This is a genomic window from Microbispora hainanensis (assembly GCF_006874475.1).
GTDB classification, from domain to species: Bacteria; Actinomycetota; Actinomycetes; order Streptosporangiales; family Streptosporangiaceae; genus Microbispora; species Microbispora hainanensis.
Map to the genome: position 1 here is coordinate 45,680 of NZ_VIRM01000043.1, position 16,438 is coordinate 62,117.

The window sequence follows — 16,438 nt, forward strand, 5'->3', positions numbered from 1 at the left end:
GGACAGCAAGTGATCACGGTTTCCGGCCTGCGCAAGGCCTACGGCGACGTCGTCGCGCTCGACGGCGTCGACCTCCACGTCGGCAAGGGCGAGGTCTTCGGCGTGCTCGGGCGCAGCGGCGCCGGCAAGAGCACGCTGCTGCGCTGCGTCAACCTGCTCGAACGTCCCGACGAGGGCGTGGTGAACGTCGACGGGCGCGAGCTGACCGCCCTCGGCGCGGCCGACCTGCGCCGCGCCCGCCAGCGCATCGGCATGATCCACCAGCACTTCGCGCTGCTGTCGTCGCGCACGGTGGCGGGCAATGTGGCCTTCCCGCTGGAGGTCATGGGCGTCGGCCGGGCCGCCCGGGCCCGGCGCGTCGCGGAGATGCTCGACCTCGTGGGCCTGGCCGACCGCGCCGGGGCCTACCCGGCGCAGTTGTCCGGCGGCCAGAAGCAGCGGGTCGGCATCGCGCGGGCGCTCGCCGCCGAGCCGTCGGTGCTGCTGTCGGACGAGGCCACCTCGGCGCTCGACCCCGCCACGACCCAGTCGATCCTCGCCCTGCTCCGGCGGCTCAACCGGGAGCTGGGGCTGACCATCCTGCTCATCACCCATGAGATGGACGTCATCAAGGCCGTCTGCGACTCCGCGGCGATCATGAGCGACGGGCGGATCGCCGAGGCGGGGCCCATCCCCGAGCTGCTCGCCACCCCGGGGTCGCGCCTGGCGGCCGAGCTGTTCCCGCTGCCGCCCGCCGAGCCCGGCGCCGTGACGGTCGCCCTGGGCACGGACCCCACCCTCTTGTCGCGTCTCGCGCGTACGCGCGACGTGGACGTCGCCGTCGCCGCGGGCGCGGTCGAACAGGTGGCCGGGGTCCCGGCGGGCCGGCTGCGGCTGCGGATCACCGGAGCCGGCGCGGCCGCCGCCCTCGCGGAGCTGCGCGGGCGCGGGCTGCTGGTGGAGGAGGACGCATGACCTGGTCGGAGATGAGCCCCCTGCTGTGGGAGGCCACCGGGCAGACCGCCGTGATGGTCGGCTGGTCCACGCTGTTCACCGTGCTGTTCGGGCTGCCGCTCGGCGTCTGCCTCGCCGGGACGGACCGGGGCGGGCTGTTCCCCGCGCCCGCCGTACGGCGCGTGCTCGGGCTGGTCGTGAACGTCGGGCGGTCGCTGCCCTTCATCGTCCTCATGATCGCGGTCATCCCGGTCACCCGCGTGCTCACCGGCACCACGATCGGGACCGCCGCCGCGGTGGTGCCGCTGACGATCGGCGCGGTGCCGTTCTTCGCCCGGCTGGTCGAGACGGCGCTGCGCGAGGTGGGCCGCGACGTCGTGCAGGCGGCCGAGGCGATGGGGGCGGGCCGCGTCACGATCGTGGCCCGCGTCCTGCTGCCCGAGGCGCTGCCCGGCCTGGTCGCCGGGCTGACCGTCACCGTCGTCACGCTCATCTCCTACTCGGCCATGGCCGGCGTGATCGGCGGCGGCGGTCTCGGCGACCTCGCCGTCCGCTACGGATATCAGCGCTTCGAGACCACGCTCATGGTCGTCACCGTGGTCGTCCTCGTCGTCGTGGTGCAGCTCGCGCAGACCCTGGGCGACGCGGTCGCCCGTCGTCTTTCTCACCGTTGATCCCTCTGAAGGAGTTTTCCCATGCGTAGAACGCTCGGCCTCGTCATCGCCGCCGTGGTCGCGCTCGTGTTGTCCGCCTGCGGGTCCTCGTCCTCGGACACCGCGTCCTCCTCCGGCACGGCGGCGGCGGACGCCCCGCTCAAGGTCGGCGTGAGCCCGGTGCCGCACGCGCAGATCCTGAAGTACGTGGCCGACAACCTGGCCGCCGCGAAGGGCCTGAAGCTGGAGATCGTGGAGTTCAGCGACTATGTGCAGCCCAACCTGCAGCTCCAGGACGGCCAGCTTGACGCCAACTACTTCCAGCACAAGCCCTACCTGGACGACTTCAACGCCTCCAAGGGCACGAAGCTGAGCTTCGTCGCCCCGGTGCACCTGGAGCCGCTGGGCCTGTATTCCAGGAAGGTCAAGGACCTCGCCTCGCTGCCGCAGGGCGGCACGGTCGCCGTGCCCAACGACGCCACCAACCTCGGCCGGGCGCTCAAGCTGCTCGCCGACAACGGCGTGGTCACGCTGAAGGACGGCGTGGGCACCGCCGCGACCGAGCGCGACGTGACCGGCAACCCGAAGAACCTGACCTTCCGCCCGCTGGAGGCCGCCCAGCTCCCGCGCTCGCTCGACGACGTGGACGCCGCCGTGATCAACGGCAACTACGCGCTGGAGGCGAACCTCGACCCGTCGTCCGACGCGCTGGTGCTGGAGAAGGCCGAGGGCAACCCGTACGCGAACGGCCTGGTGGTCGCGCAGGGGCACGAGGGCGACCCGCGGGTGAAGACGCTGGCCGGGCTGCTGGCCGGCCCCGAAGTGAAGAAGTACATCGAGGACACGTTCAAGGGCTCGGTCATCCCCGCGTCCTGACGCACGCATACATGGACGAATCATCCAGTCGTTTGACTGGATGATTCGTCCGTGCTGTCATGGCCGCATGTTGTACGCCACACCGGCACTGGAGGCCGCGGACGAGAAGGTGCTCGCCGAGATCGAGGAGATGCGGCGGGACCTGAAATACCGGCTGGCCGAGGCGCACCGCTGGGACGGCCTGCTGCGGCGGCAGTTGCAGGCGCGGGCGATCCAGGGGTCCAACTCCATCGAGGGCTACCACGCCAGCGTCGAGGACATCGAGTCGATCATGTCCGGCGAGGACCCCCTGGAGACGTCGGCGGCCGTGGCGCGCGAGATCGCCGGCTATCGGCAGGCGCTCACCTACATCGGCGCCCTCTCGCGGGCGCCGGCCTTCCGCTACGACGCGGGCCTGCTGCACGCGCTCAACTTCATGATGATCGGCCACCACGTGAACAAGACGCCGGGCACCGTGCGGCCCGGCGGGATCTATGTCCGCAACTCCGCCACCGGCGAGGTGGTCTACGAGGGCCCGGACCACGAGCAGGTCCCCGGCCTGCTGGCGGAGCTGGTCGACTGGCTCAACGAGGGCGACTCCGGCGCGCCCAGCTACGTCCGCGCCGCCATGGCCCACCTCAACCTCGTCAAGATCCACCCGTGGCGGGACGGCAACGGCCGCATGTCGCGCGCGCTGCAGACGCTCGTGCTGGGCCGCGACCAGATCACCACGCCGGAGTTCGCCTCGATCGAGGAGTGGCTGGGCGAGGGCCGCACCACCTACGACTACTACGACGTGCTCGGTGAGGTGGGACGCCGCCGGTGGAGCCCGCACGGGGACACCCTCTCGTGGGTGCGGTTCGTGCTGCGCTGCCACCACATGCAGGCGCAGCGGGTGGGGCGCCGGCTCGCCGAGGCGGGCGAGGTCTGGATGCTACTGGAGGACCGGACCGCGGCGCAGGGCCTCCACCCGCGCACGGTCTCCGCGCTCTACCAGGTGTTCGTCTCCCGGCGGCTGCGCCGGGGCATGTACCAGGCCGACGAGGGGCTGAGCCAGGGCCAGGCCGCCCGCGACCTGCGCGAGCTCGCGGCCACCGGGTGGCTCCAGCCGTACGGCGAGACGAAGGGCCGCTTCTACGCGCCGGGGCCGAAGATGACCGAGATCAAGGCGGCGTTCGCCGAGCGGGCCGCACCGTTGCGCGACCCCTACCGGGCGCTGGAGGGCTGATCACATCCGCATCGGGATGTGACTCCTACCACATCGGCGGCAAACCGAGTAACGTTCGGTTATGCACCCTGGGGCGATCGCGGCGGTGACGCCGGACAAGCCTGCGGTGATCATGGCGGGCTCCGGCCGCGTGGTCACCTTTCGCGAGCTGGACGAGGAATCCAACCGCCTGGCCCACCTGCTGCGGGCCTGGGGGCTGAAGCCCGGCGACCACATCGCCTTCATGCTGGAGAACCATCCGCTCTTCCTCGTGATCGCGTGGGCCGCGCACCGCTCGGGCCTCTACTACACCGCGATCAGCTCCCGCCTTCAGGCCGACGAGCTGTCGTACATCGTGGACAACTGCGGCGCGCGGGTCTTCATCTCCTCGGCGAAGCTCGCCGGCGTCGCGAGCGCCGTCACCGCGGCGACCCCCGGGGTCGAGCTGCGGCTCATGGCCGACGGCGTCGTCCCGGGCTTCACCTCCTACGAGGAGGCGGTGGCGGGGCAGCCCGTCACGCCGGTCGAGGACGAGTGCCAGGGCGCCGACATGCTCTACTCGTCGGGCACCACGGGACGTCCCAAGGGCGTGAAGCCGCCGCTCAGCCGGGCGCCGCTGGAGGCCCCCGGGGTCCTGGTGCAGCTCATCCAGGGCCTGTTCGCGCCCTCGGCCGACAGCGTGTACCTGTCGCCCGCGCCGCTCTACCACGCCGCCCCGCTGCGCTACAGCATGTCCTTCCAGCGTCTCGGCGCGACCGTCGTGGTGATGGAGAGGTTCGATCCCGAAGAGGCGCTCGCGCTCGTCGAGCGCCACGGGGTCACCCACGCGCAGTGGGTGCCCACGATGTTCGTCAAGATGCTCAAGCTGCCCGAGGAGGTGCGCGGGCGCTACGACCTGTCGTCGCTGCGCTGCGCCGTCCACGCCGCCGCGCCCTGCCCCGTCGAGGTCAAGGAGCGGATGATGGAGTGGTGGGGGCCGATCGTCCACGAGTACTACGCGGGCACGGAGGGCAACTGCTTCCTGTACGCGAGCCCAGAGGACTGGCTGACCCACAAGGGCACGGTGGGCCGGCCGCTGCTCGGGGTCGCCCACGTCTGCGACGAGGAGGGCGACGAGCTGCCGCCCGGTGAGCACGGCACGGTCTACTTCTCCGACGGCCCCCGGTTCGAGTATCACGGCGACCCCGCGAAGACCGCGTCGGTGCAGGATCCCAGGGGCCGCGGCTGGACCACGCTGGGGGACATCGGCTACCTGGACGAGGACGGCTTCCTCTACCTCACCGACCGGCGCTCCTACATGATCATCTCCGGCGGGGTGAACATCTACCCACAGGAGGCCGAGAACGTGCTGGCGATGCATCCCAAGGTGGCCGACGTGGCCGTCTTCGGGGTGCCGGACTCCGAGATGGGCGAACAGGTCAAGGCGGTCGTGCAGCCGGCGGACCCGGCCGACGCCGGTCCCGCCCTGGAGGCCGAGCTGATCGCCTACTGCCGGGAACGCCTGGCCCACTACAAGTGCCCGAAGTCGGTCGACTTCCGGGACGAGCTGCCCCGCCACCCCACCGGCAAGCTGTACAAGCGCCTGCTCAGAGATGCGTACTGGCCCCGGACGAGCTGACATAAAGTACGCGTAGGGCGCTCGGGGATCCCCGCCACTGATCGCTTAACGAGACCTTATCGCCGATGCGCCATCGTATTACCTGTACCGGCGGAGAGCCGGGATCACCGGCGAATCCATTGAGGGGGATGGCGATGAGCTCACCTGAGCACGTTCCCGGCGACGAGAACACCCAGATAATCCCCGGTCACGGCTGGAGCCAGTTCGGAAGCACTCCGCCGCAGCACGGGCAGTACACCGGGGCGTACCAGTCGTACGGCGCCTATGGGAGCGGACCTTTTGACACGGCGCAGTTTCCGTCGCCTCCGGCGCGGAAGGGCACGCTGAGCGCGCGCCAGAAGGCGGGCGCGGGTCTCGCCCTCGTGGCCGTGGCGCTGGGCGGCGGGGTCACCGGGGCCCTCGTCGCCAACAGCGTGAACGGCGGGCAGACGGTGATCGCGAGCCCGGTGGTCAAGGGGGTGTCCAACTCCTCCAGCAACACGATCGCCGCGGTGGCCAAGGCGATCATGCCGTCGGTGGTGTCGATCGAGGTGAAGACCGCCACCGCGGGCGGCGAGGGGTCCGGCGTGATCCTGTCGGCCGACGGCCTGATCCTGACCAACAACCACGTGGTGAGCATCGGCGGCGGGGGCGGCGGCACGGTCACCGTGAAGTTCAGCGACGGCAAGACCGCCGACGCCGTCATCAAGGGCACCGATCCCACCACGGACCTCGCCGTCATCCAGGCGCAGGGCGTGTCGGGCCTGACCCCCGCCTCGCTCGGCGACAGCGACAAGCTCCAGGTCGGCGACGGGGTCCTCGCGATCGGCAGCCCGCTGGGCCTGGAGGGGTCGGTCACCTCCGGCATCGTGAGCGCCCTCGACCGCACGCTGACCGAGGCGCCGGAAGAGCAGCAGCCGCAGTTCCCCTGGGGGATGGGGCAGCAGCAGCCGCAGAGCCAGGGCAACACGATCGGCGGCATGATCCAGACCGACGCCGCGATCAACCCGGGCAACTCCGGTGGCGCGCTGGTCAACACCAGCGGGCAGGTCGTCGGCATCAACACCGCGATCGCCACCTCGGGCTCCAGCTCCGGCAACATCGGCGTGGGCTTCGCGATCCCCATCAACACCGCGAAGCTCGTCTCCGACCAGCTCATCAAGACGGGCAAGGCGACCCACGCCTTCCTCGGGGTGAGCGTGGCCGACGCGGTCGGCGGGGCGTCCGGCGCGGTGGTCAGCTCGATCACGGCCGGCAGCCCGGCGCAGAAGGCCGGCCTCCAGGAGGGCGACCTGATCACGAAGATCAACGACAAGGTGGTGGACAGCGCCGAGGCGCTGGTCGGCACCATCCGCAGCTCCCGCCCCGGCGACAAGGTGACCATCACCTTCACCCGCGGCGGCAAGGAGAACACCATCACCACCGCGCTCGCGGAGCAGTCCGCGGGCTGACGCCCACGATCATCGCCGGCGGGCCTCTGGGGGGACGGCCCGCCGGCGATCGGCTTTTCCGGGGCAGTTTTCCGGGGAAGAGCCCCTACACGCGCCGGCGGCCGCTGATCGCGCGGAAGGTGTCCTCCAGCGCGGTGAGCGTCTCGTCGTACGTGCGCCGGGCGGCCACCCCGACCGACAGGCAGTCGACGACGGTGAGCTGGGCGATCCTGCTGCCCGTCGCGCCGAAGCGGAACGGGGTCTCGCGCGCCGCGGTCGTCAGCACGATGTCGGCGAGCTCCGTGATCGGCGAGGGGTCGAAGTTCGTGATCGCGATCGTGGTCGCCCGCCGGTCGGCGGCCAGCCGCAGCGCGTCCAGGACGTCGACGGTGGTGCCGGTGTGCGAGATGCCGATCGCGACGTCGCCCCCGCGAAGCAGCGCGGCCGAGGTGAGCGCGCTGTGGAAGTCCTGCCAGGCGAACGCCATCAGGCCGATCCGGTGCAGCTTCTGGTGCAGGTCGGCCGCGACGAAGCCGCTCGCCCCGGCGCCGTAGAGATCCACGCGGCGGGCCCCGGCGATCGCGTCGACCGCGCGCTCCAGAGCGGCGATGTCGAGATGCCCGGCCGTCTCCGCGACCGCCCGGGAGTCGCTGTAGCCGATCTTGGCGACGATCTCACGCAGCGGATCGTCGGCGCTGATGTCGCCGTCGAGCGGGCGGGCGCTCCCGGCGCGCTCGGCCTCCAGCGTCGCCTCGCGGGCGAGCGCGATCCGCAGCTCGGGGTAGCCGCGCAGCCCGATGGCCCGGCAGAAGCGCAGCACGGTTGCCTCCGAGGTGCCGCACTCGCGGGCGAGCGCCCCGATCGGCCGGTCCGCGACGCTCTGCGGGTCGGCCAGCACCGCGCGGGCGACCCGTTGCTCCGCGGGCCGCAGCGATCGGATGGCACCGCGCAGCCGCACGAGAATACCGCTCGAATAGTCACCGGAATGGTCACCACCGGAGCGCACTCCGCCCTGCCTCACTTGCTCATGCCGGCGGTCAGCCCGGCGATGATCTGCCTGGTCGCCAGGACGAACAGCACGAACAGCGGCGCCGTGGCGAGGACCAGCCCGGCGAACAGCGCCGACCAGTCGGTCGTGTACTCGCCGAAGAACTGCGACAACCCGCGCGGGATCGTGAACTTCTCGTCGGAGCGCAGCAGCACCAGCGGGTAGAGGAACTCATGCCACAGCGGCACGAACTGGAACAGCATCACCGACGCCAGCGCGGGCCGCACCAACGGCAGCATGATCTGCCCGAAGATCCGGAACTCGCCCGCCCCGTCGATCCGGGCCGCCTCGTCCAGCTCGCCGGGCAGGGAACGGTAGAACGCCGACAGCACGAACATGCAGAACGGCACCCCGGACGCGGCGTACAGCAGCGTCAGCCCGAGCAGCGAGTCGATCAGGCCCATGGAGTCCATGAGGTAGAAGATCGGCACCAGGCCCAGCCGGATCGGCAGCATCAGCCCCGCCAGGAAGTACGCCCCGAGCACCCGGTTGCCGGCGAAGTCGTAGCGGGCCAGCGGATAGGCCGCGAGCGCGGAGACGGCCGTGCCGAGCAGCACCGCGCCGCAGGTGACGGCCAGCGAGTTCAGCAGGTAGGTGCTGAACGACGCCTCCGTCCACACCCGGGCGTAGCTGTCCAGCGTGGGCGAGGCCGGCAGCCCGAGCGGCGTCGTGAAGATCTCGCTCGTGGGCCGCAGCGAGTTGAGCAGCATGACGACCAGCGGCAGCAGCGCGACGACCGCGTAGCCCCACAGCAGCAGGTGGACCGCGACGCGCCCTGGAGCCCGGCCCCGGGCCGTCACAGCAGTCTCCGTTCACGGCGGCGGAAGTAGGAGCCGGCCAGCATCGACACTCCGAAGATGAACACGAACATCAGCACGGCCAGCGCGGACGACCGCCCGATCGCCTCCGTGCCGCCCTCCACGAACGCGACCCGGTAGAACAGCAGGCCGAGCACGTCGGTCGAGCCCGCCGGAGACCCGGTCGACCCGGCCATCGCGTAGACCAGCCCGAAGGCGTTGAAGTTGCCGATGAACGTCAGCACGCTCACCACGCCGATCGCCGGGGTGAGCAGCGGCAGCGTCACCCGGCGGAACGCCTGCCAGGCCGACGCGCCGTCGACCCGTGCCGCCTCGTGATACTCGGCCGGGATCCCGGCGAGCGCGGCGGAGAACAGCAGCATGGGGAAGCCCACCCACTGCCAGGCGTTGACGACGATGACGACCGGCAATGCCGTACGGGTGTCGCCCAGCCAGGGCAGCGCCCACGAGTCCAGCCCGGCCGCCTCCAGCAGCGAGTTGACCGGGCCGAACGTCGGGTTGAGCAGCAGGCTCCACAGGTAGCCGACGACCAGCGGGTCGACCAGGTAGGGCGTGGTGAACGCGGCCTGCAGGAACCGCTTGCCGCGGCCGTGGCGGAACAGCAGGAGGGCGAACAGCAGCCCGACCGTGTTCTGGATCAGCATGGTCCCGGCGAAGAACAGCGCGTTGTGCCCGAACGCCCGCCACAGCTGCTGGTCGTAGGGGTAGATGGTGAACAGGTCCCGATAGTTGGCGAGCCCCGCGAACCCCGTCTGCCGGATCCCGCGCCACTCGAAGAAGCTGTATTCGAGCGCGGTGACCAGCGGATAGACGATGAAGACCGAGTAGAGCAGGAACGCGGGCAGCAGGAAGACGGCCAGCACCCGCCAGCGCGGCACGTACCGGCGGCCGGAGCCGGTGCGTGCCGCGCGAGGACGGGAGAACCGCCCGGAAAAGCGCCCGGGGGAGCGCCCTGCGGAGCGTCGGGGCGTGCTCAGTTCCCCGGCTTGAACCACTGCTCGACGCCCTTCTGCACGCTCTCGGCGACCGCCTTGGGATCGGTCTGGCCGACCAGCATCTTCTGCACCTCGTCCCGGAAGACCGCGTCGCCGTTCGGCTGGCCATACCGGAAGTCGACGAGCAGCGTGTACGGCGCGCCGTTGGCGGCGTAGTTCTTCGCCATCTCGGCCAGCAGCGGGTCCGACGGCGTGACCCCGGGAACCGCGGAAAGCTGCTTGAGCTCGCTCGCGTAGAGCTGCCCGAACTCCGGCGTCGCCATCCACTTGACCAGTTCGAGCGCCTCGGCCTGGTGGGCCGACTTGGCGTTGACGCCGAACGAGCCGTCGGCCCAGCCCGGCGTGACGGGCGTGGTCACCGGGGAGCCGGGCGGCGGCGGCACCTGGAAGGCGCCGATCTCCAGGCTCGGGTCGGCCGCGAGCACGGGCGCCAGGTCGAAGCTGCCCGTGGGATACATCGCGGCCTTGCCGGTGGCGAACAACGCCTGGACGTCGGGGATCTTGACGGCCGCCACGTCCTTGGGGAAGTAGGGCTCCAGGTCCTTGAGCAGCTTGATCGACGCCGTGAAGTCGGGGTCGGTGAACTTCTTGCCGCCGCTCAGCAGCGCGTCGCGGAACGCGGTGCTGCCATAGCGGGCGTTGCCGAAGATCTCGTGGACGATCGGCAGCGTCCAGGTCGCGTCGGGCCCGGCCGCGACCGCGAACGGCGTGATCCCGGCGGCCTTCAGCGTGTCGGCCGCCTTGATCATCTCGTCCCAGGTGGCGGGCGGCTGGATGCCGTTGTCGCCGAACAGCTTCTTGTTGTAGAAGACCTGGAGCGTCTGGTAGGCGAACGGCACGCCGTAGATCTTGCCGTCCTTGTGGCCCTTGGCGCCTTCGAGCAGCTTGGCGTCGAAGCCCGACAGTGCCTCCACCTTGCCGTCGAGCGGCACGAGCTGGCCCGCCTCGACCAGCGGCTGGAGCCCGCCGTACGCCCGGAGCTGGGCGACGTCGGGCCCGGCGGTGCCGGACAGGCCGGTGGCCAGGATGTTGTTGTATTCGGTGGCCTGGAACGGCTTGAACTCGACGTCGATCTTCGGGTGCGACTCCTCGAACTTGGCGAGGATCTTGTCGTACGCCTTGACGTCCTCCACCCGCCACGACCACAGGCTCAGCGTGACCTTGTCACCGCCGGCCTCGCCGCCCTGGCCGGACGCGCCGCCTCCGGGCGCGCAGGCCGCCAGCGCCACCGTGAGCACTCCGATCGCTCCCGCGATCCACCCTCTCTTCATGAGATCCCCTTCGGCTCGTAGCCAGTCCGGCGAGCGCCATGCATGCCACGCGTGTAGGTAAATGCCCTGCAAGGCCATCGCATTGTCTGAAAATTACTTACATCTGACATGATCCGCAATGCCTTCTTCACGGAAGGTTCACCCGAAGCGGTGGTGCGGGGGGGGTCAGCCGCGGTGGCGGGTGAGGGCCTCGGACTCCCACAGATCCCGGTAGTAACCGGGCACGGCGACGAGGTCGGCGTGCGTGCCGCGCTGGGTGACCCTGCCGCCCTCCAGCACGACGATCTCGTCGACCTGTTCCAGGCCGCGCAGGCGGTGGGTGACCAGCAGCGTGGTGCGGCCCCGGGTGGCGTCGAGCAGGTCGGCCATCAGCAGGTCGGCCGTCTCCTCGTCCAGGGCCTCGGCCGGCTCGTCCAGCAGCAGTACCGGCGGGTCGTACAGCAGGGCCCGGGCCAGCGCGAGCCGCTGGAGCTGGCCGCCGGAGACGGTGCGGCCGTCCTCGCCGAGCACCGTGTCCCAGCCGGTGCGCTCGGCCCAAGTGTCCAGGCGGGCCCGCCGCACGGCCGCCCCGACGTCCTCGGCGGACGCCTCCGGCCCGGCCAGCCGCAGGTTGTCCCCCACCGTGGCCTGGAAGACGTACGGGTCCTGGGTGAGGCCCGTGACGAGCGCCCGGACGTCGTCGGAGGACAGGCGCCGCACGTCCGTCCCGTTGAGCCGGATCGTGCCCGACTCGATCTCCACCGTCCGCATCAGCGCCGACAGCAGGGTGCTCTTGCCCGCGCCGCTCGGGCCGACCACGGCGACCCGGCGGCCCGGCGTCAGCGTCAGGCTCACGCCGTTCAGCGCGGGCTCGCGCCCGCCGTGGCGCACCACGAGGTCGTCGACCTCGACCGTCAGCGGCGATTCGGGCGCGGGCGCCGGGTCCGCCGGCTCGCGCACGGCCGGGGGAGTGGCGGCGGTCTCCCTGAGCCTGCGCAGCGCCGCGACCACGCCGGCGAACCGCTCGCCGGCCGCCGCCAGCGGCAGCGCGGGCTCGAAGGCGACCAGCGAGGTCAGGGCGGCCACGGCGGTCGCGACGCGGTCGAGACCGGCGGCCTGCGCCGTCAGGACCACGGCGACGACGGTCAGCCCCTGCGTCAGCATGCCGAGGCCCAGCGCGGCGGCGTTGATCCGGGCCTGCCTCCGCTCCAGCCGGGACAGCCGCCCGTCGGCGTCCATCGCCGCCGACAGCGCCCGGTCGCGCGCGCCGTACGCCGCGAGGTCGGCCGCACCGTGGACCAGGTCGGCCACCCGGGCGGCCAGGTCGGCGCGGGCCGGGGCGATCCGGGCCGACCAGCGCCGCGCCGCGGCCGCGGTGCCCGCCGGCAGCAGCACCCCGGCGACGAGCAGACCGGCGGCGAGCGCGAACGCGGCGGCGGGCAGCAGGAAGCCCACGATGACGACGGCGGCGACGCCGGTGATCAGCGCGGCGGCGGCCGGCAGCAGGCAGCGGACGAGCAGGTCCTGCACGGCGTCGGTGTCGTCCACCATCCGGCTGAGCAGGTCGGCCCCGCGCTGCGGCAGCGGCCCGGCCGGGATCAGCGCCCGGTAGAGACGCTCTCGGGTGGACGCCTGGGCGCGCAACGCGACGTCGTGCCCGGCCAGGCGCTCGCCGTAGCGGAACACGCCCCGGGTGGTCGCGAACGCCCGCACGGCCACGATCGCGACCGAGAGCGCCGCCAGGGGCGGCTGCTCGGCGGCCCGGGTGATCAGCCAGGCGGCCGACGCGATGAGCGCGACCCCCGCGAGGTCGGCCGCGGCGCCGGCGAGCGCGGCGAGCACGAGCCGCCTGCCCATGCCGGCGACCACCGACCACGGGGAGACAGCCGTGGTCGTCTCCGCGCGGCTCATCGGGCCTCCCCGCCCTGTGTGGAGATCGAGGGTGCCGGGACCGGATGGACGAGGACCCCGCCATCGAGGCGGACGACCCGGTCGGCCAGGTCGATCATCGCCGGGCGGTGCGCGACGATGATCGCCGTGCGGCCCTCGGCCAGCCTGCGCGTGGCCGCCACGACCGCCGCCTCGCTCCTGCCGTCGAGCCGCGCCGTGGGCTCGTCGAGCAGCAGCACCTGGGCGGCGGGGCGGCAGAAGGCCCGGGCCAGGGCGACCCGCTGACGCTGGCCCGCCGACAGGTTCGCGCCGCGCTCGCCGAGCGGGGTGTCGTACCCCTGCGGCAGGGCACCTGCGAACTCGGCCACCTGCGCCGCCTCGGCGGCGGCCCTGATCTCATCGGGACCGGCGGCCGAGCCGAGCGCGATGTTGTCGGCCACCGAGGTCGCGAACAGGTGCGGACGCTGCGGCACGAAGGCGAGCCGCCGCCGCCACTCGTCCAGGTCGAGATCGGCCAGATCGGTGCCGTCCGCCAGCACCCGCCCCTCCGAGGGGGTCACGAACCCGAGCAGCAGGTGCAGCAGCGTGCTCTTGCCCGCGCCGCTCGGGCCGGCGATCGCCACCCGCTCACCCGGCCGGATGACCAGCGACACGCGGTCGAGCGCGGTCTCCTCGCGGCCCGGGTAGCGTACGGTGACGTCCTCCAGCCGGATCTCCGGCGGCCCGCCGTCCGGGGTGGCACGCCGCGCGATCCGGGTCGCTCCGGCCGGTGCCGCCGTCCGCCCGGCCTCCCGAGGAGGTTCGGCGACCGCCTGCTGCGGGGGTTCGGCGACCGCCTCGCGCGGAGGATCGATCACCGCGAACGCCTCGTCGGCGGCGGCCACGCCCTCCATGGCGGCGTGGAAGCGTGTGCCCATCGCGCGCAGCGGCAGGTAGGCCTCCGGGGCCAGCAGCAGCACGAGCAGCGCCGTACGCAGGTCGAGCGAGCCCGACAGCAGCCGCAGCCCCACGGGCACGGCCACCAGTGCCAGCGACAGCGACGCCACGAGTTCGAGCACCAGCGACGACAGGAACGCCACCCGCAGCGTGCGCATGGTCGCCGCGCGGTGCGCCTCGGCCACCTCGCGGATCACCGACGCCTGGTAGCGGGCCCGGCCGAACGCCCGCAGCGTGGGCAGGCCGCGCACGACGTCGAGGAAGTGGCCGCCGAGGCGGGCCAGCGCGCGCCACTGCCGTTCCGTCACGGTCTTGGTGGTCCACCCGACCAGCGCCCCGAAGACCGGGATCAGCGGCAGCGTGAGCACCACGATCACGGCCGTGGCCAGGTCGGCCACGAAGAGCCGCACCACGACCGCGAGCGGCACGATCCCGGCCACGGCGACCGACGGCAGATAGCCGGTCAGATAGGGGTCGAGCGCGTCGAGCCCCCGGCCCGCGAGCGTCACCAGCTCGCCCGACCGGTACGCCGGGCCGAGACCCTCCACCCGGCCGAGGAGCAGCCGCCGCAGGGCCGACTTCAGCGCGGTGGCCGCGCGGCCCGCGAGCACTCCCTGCGCCCATCCGAGCAGCCCGCGGCAGGCGACGACGAGCGCCAGGGGGAGCAGCGCGGCGACCGCGAACCGGCCCGACAGCACCCCGGCCAGCAGCTCCGCCTGCACGAGCACGAGCAGCCCGGCCAGCACCGCCGCCGCCAGGCAGCAGGCGAGATGGACGCGGACACCGCGCTCCGCGCGGGCCAGCCGGAGGAGGTCCTTGTGCAACGGTCCCCAATCAGAAGAACGTCGGCAGCGCACCCCTGGAGAAGGTGCGCCACACCCATACTTGCGCGCCCACGAGGATCGGGGCGATCGGCACCACCATGACACTGAGCACACTCAGTGTCCGATCCGGGGCGGCGTTGCCGAGCATGTGGCCGGCGGCGGCCGCCATGACCAGCACGGCGGGCGCGGCGGCGGCGCAGGCCGACAGCAGCAGTGCCCGCCCGCTTCCGCGCGCGCCCTCCTGGAGGCGCCAGGCCGCGAAGGCGCGGCCGTGCCAGGCGAGCAGCGCGAGCAGCGCCAGGCCTGCCGCCACGGCGGGCACGTCGAGGGGCGAGGCGGGCAGGCCGCGCACGACGGCCATCAGGATCGCGCCCCAGGCGAGCGCCAGCCCCGCCGAGCCCGCCCACAGCGCGCCGTCCCACACCAGCCGCCAGGCGGCGCCGTCGGCCCTGCGGCGGAACCACAGCCCCGCGTCGCGCACGATCCAGGCCAGCAGCAGGGCGACGACGAGGGGATACATGCGGCTGAGCGCCTGTCCCTCCAGCACCGGGAACGCGCCGAACAGCGCACCGGCGAGCGCGACCAGCCACACCTCGTTGGCGAGCACGAACGGGGCCATCGCGCCGACGAGGCGGTCGCGGCCGGCGGGAGTGCGGCCCAGCACGGGCAGCAGCACGCCGAGCCCGATGTCGAAGCCCTCCAGGGCGAAGTAGCCGGCCAGCAGGACGGTGAACGTCAGGAACCAGAAGATGTCCATGGGGAGCGTGTCCTCTACAGCGAGCGGGCGGGGACGGGCTCCGCGGTGACGGGAACGTCCGCGGCGCCGAGCATGACCCGTCCCGGGCCGCGCCGTACGGCACGGGCGATGAGGACGTAGTCGACGAGGGCGAGCAGTCCGAGCACACCGGCGAATCCCGCGAAGGAGGCGGTGATGTCCGCTCGGGTCAGTCCGGGGGTAAGGGCGTCGGCCACGGAGAGCCTGCCGTACACGAGCCAGGGCTGGCGGCCGACCTCGCGGACGATCCAGCCGGCGATCGCGGCGACGAACGGCAGCGGGGTCACGAGCATGAGGAGCGGGTGCATCCAGCGCGAGCGGGCCAGCACGTCGCGGATGAGCAGCGGCGTCAGCACGAACATCACCCCGAACTGGCCGAGCTGCCCGATCAGGATCATCAGTTCGAGCGAGATGCCGGGGACCGCCCCGTGGAACTTGTCCGGCTGGACGGAGCCGACCGGCCCGAACTGGGCGTACCCGAAGCCGACGGTGAACAGCGACCCGGCGAAGGCGGTCAGCACGCCGATGCGCAGCGACCGGGTGAAGAACTCGCGCTCGGGGGTGCGCCGGAACAGGTGGTAGGCGCTGGCGCCCATGACGACGAACCCGCCGGTCCACAGGCCGGCGCTCAGCACGTGGGGGAGCGCGAAGACGAGGGCCGGGTTGGTGAACAGGGCGCCGAAGTCGCGCAGCACGAGACGTCCGCCGACCTCCTGCGCGCCCGCCGGGTTCTGCAGGAAGGAGTTGGCGACCATGATGAACAGCGCCGAGGCGTACGCCGTCAGCGTGACCAGCCAGATGCAGGCCACGTGGAGCCGGCGCGGCAGCCGGTGCCAGCCGAAGATCCACAAGCCCAGGAACGTGGACTCCAGGAAGAAGGCCAGCAACGTCTCCATGGCCAGCGGCGCGCCGAACACGTCGCCCGCGTAGTGGGAGAGCCCGCTCCAGCTCAGCCCGAACTGGAACTCCATCACGAGCCCGGTCACGACGCCGAGCGCGTAGTTGATCACGTAGATCTGCCCCCAGAAGCGGGTCATCCGCTCGTGCAGGGGGTTCCCGCCGATGGCATAGCGGGTGTGCATGATCGCCACCAGCGGGGCCAGTCCCAGCGTGAGCACGACGAACAGGAAATGGAGGCTTCCCGTGACCGCGAACTGCGCCCGGGCGAGATCGACGACGTCCATTGATTTCTCCATGCGTAGACTGTCTACATGTAGGCAGCCTACA

Annotated in this window: 14 protein-coding genes; 6 read left to right on the forward strand and 8 right to left on the reverse strand. The window is 72.1% G+C overall.

The window, feature by feature from the left end:
* The first annotated feature begins 9 nt into the window (after positions 1-9).
* From FLX08_RS28505 to FLX08_RS28530, 6 genes are all read left to right on the forward strand, one after another.
* A complete protein-coding gene (locus tag FLX08_RS28505; RefSeq protein WP_142623228.1) occupies positions 10-954 on the forward strand; it encodes a methionine ABC transporter ATP-binding protein in 945 nt (314 codons plus the stop codon).
* The gene (locus tag FLX08_RS28510) at positions 951-1,607 is read left to right on the forward strand and encodes a methionine ABC transporter permease (protein ID WP_079319974.1); all 657 of its coding nucleotides are present in this window, start codon (positions 951-953) and stop codon (positions 1,605-1,607) included. The genes FLX08_RS28505 and FLX08_RS28510 overlap by 4 nt, the downstream gene beginning before the upstream one ends.
* Before the next feature lie 21 nt (positions 1,608-1,628).
* Positions 1,629-2,462 (forward strand): MetQ/NlpA family ABC transporter substrate-binding protein, encoded by an 834-nt coding sequence (locus FLX08_RS28515; RefSeq protein WP_142623230.1) that lies wholly within the window; start codon positions 1,629-1,631, stop codon positions 2,460-2,462.
* Positions 2,463-2,529: 67 nt separating this feature from the next.
* On the forward strand, positions 2,530-3,669 hold the full coding sequence (locus FLX08_RS28520) for a Fic family protein (protein WP_142623232.1): 1,140 nt from the start codon (positions 2,530-2,532) through the stop codon (positions 3,667-3,669).
* A 61-nt stretch (positions 3,670-3,730) separates the two neighbouring features.
* Positions 3,731-5,266 (forward strand): acyl-CoA synthetase, encoded by a 1,536-nt coding sequence (locus FLX08_RS28525; RefSeq protein ID WP_142623234.1) that lies wholly within the window; start codon positions 3,731-3,733, stop codon positions 5,264-5,266.
* A gap of 134 nt (positions 5,267-5,400) precedes the next feature.
* Positions 5,401-6,696, forward strand: a complete 1,296-nt coding sequence (locus FLX08_RS28530) for a S1C family serine protease (RefSeq protein ID WP_142623236.1) — start codon at positions 5,401-5,403, stop codon at positions 6,694-6,696.
* A gap of 85 nt (positions 6,697-6,781) precedes the next feature.
* Here the strand turns inward: FLX08_RS28530 and FLX08_RS28535 are convergent, their stop codons facing one another.
* The 8 genes from FLX08_RS28535 to FLX08_RS28565 form a co-directional block, all read right to left on the reverse strand.
* A complete protein-coding gene (locus FLX08_RS28535) occupies positions 6,782-7,633 on the reverse strand; it encodes a MurR/RpiR family transcriptional regulator (RefSeq protein ID WP_142623238.1) in 852 nt (283 codons plus the stop codon).
* Between the two features lie 59 nt (positions 7,634-7,692).
* Positions 7,693-8,523, reverse strand: coding sequence for a carbohydrate ABC transporter permease (locus FLX08_RS41570; protein ID WP_244312955.1), 831 nt, complete (start codon positions 8,521-8,523; stop codon positions 7,693-7,695).
* Positions 8,520-9,419 (reverse strand): carbohydrate ABC transporter permease, encoded by a 900-nt coding sequence (locus FLX08_RS41575; protein WP_208761714.1) that lies wholly within the window; start codon positions 9,417-9,419, stop codon positions 8,520-8,522. The genes FLX08_RS41570 and FLX08_RS41575 overlap by 4 nt, the downstream gene beginning before the upstream one ends.
* Before the next feature lie 95 nt (positions 9,420-9,514).
* On the reverse strand, positions 9,515-10,807 hold the full coding sequence (locus FLX08_RS41580) for an extracellular solute-binding protein (RefSeq protein WP_208761715.1): 1,293 nt from the start codon (positions 10,805-10,807) through the stop codon (positions 9,515-9,517).
* A gap of 165 nt (positions 10,808-10,972) precedes the next feature.
* The gene (cydC, locus tag FLX08_RS28550; protein WP_244312956.1) at positions 10,973-12,697 is read right to left on the reverse strand and encodes a thiol reductant ABC exporter subunit CydC; all 1,725 of its coding nucleotides are present in this window, start codon (positions 12,695-12,697) and stop codon (positions 10,973-10,975) included.
* Positions 12,694-14,436 carry a thiol reductant ABC exporter subunit CydD gene (cydD, locus tag FLX08_RS28555; protein WP_142623242.1) on the reverse strand — a complete coding sequence of 581 codons (1,743 nt, stop codon included), beginning with the start codon at positions 14,434-14,436 and terminating at the stop codon, positions 12,694-12,696. The genes cydC and cydD overlap by 4 nt, the downstream gene beginning before the upstream one ends.
* Before the next feature lie 10 nt (positions 14,437-14,446).
* Positions 14,447-15,193: a cytochrome d ubiquinol oxidase subunit II gene (locus FLX08_RS28560; RefSeq protein ID WP_142623244.1), complete on the reverse strand. Its 747-nt coding sequence runs from the start codon at positions 15,191-15,193 to the stop codon at positions 14,447-14,449.
* 14 nt (positions 15,194-15,207) lie between these two features.
* Positions 15,208-16,395 carry a cytochrome ubiquinol oxidase subunit I gene (locus FLX08_RS28565; protein ID WP_142623246.1) on the reverse strand — a complete coding sequence of 396 codons (1,188 nt, stop codon included), beginning with the start codon at positions 16,393-16,395 and terminating at the stop codon, positions 15,208-15,210.
* Positions 16,396-16,438 lie beyond the last annotated feature (43 nt).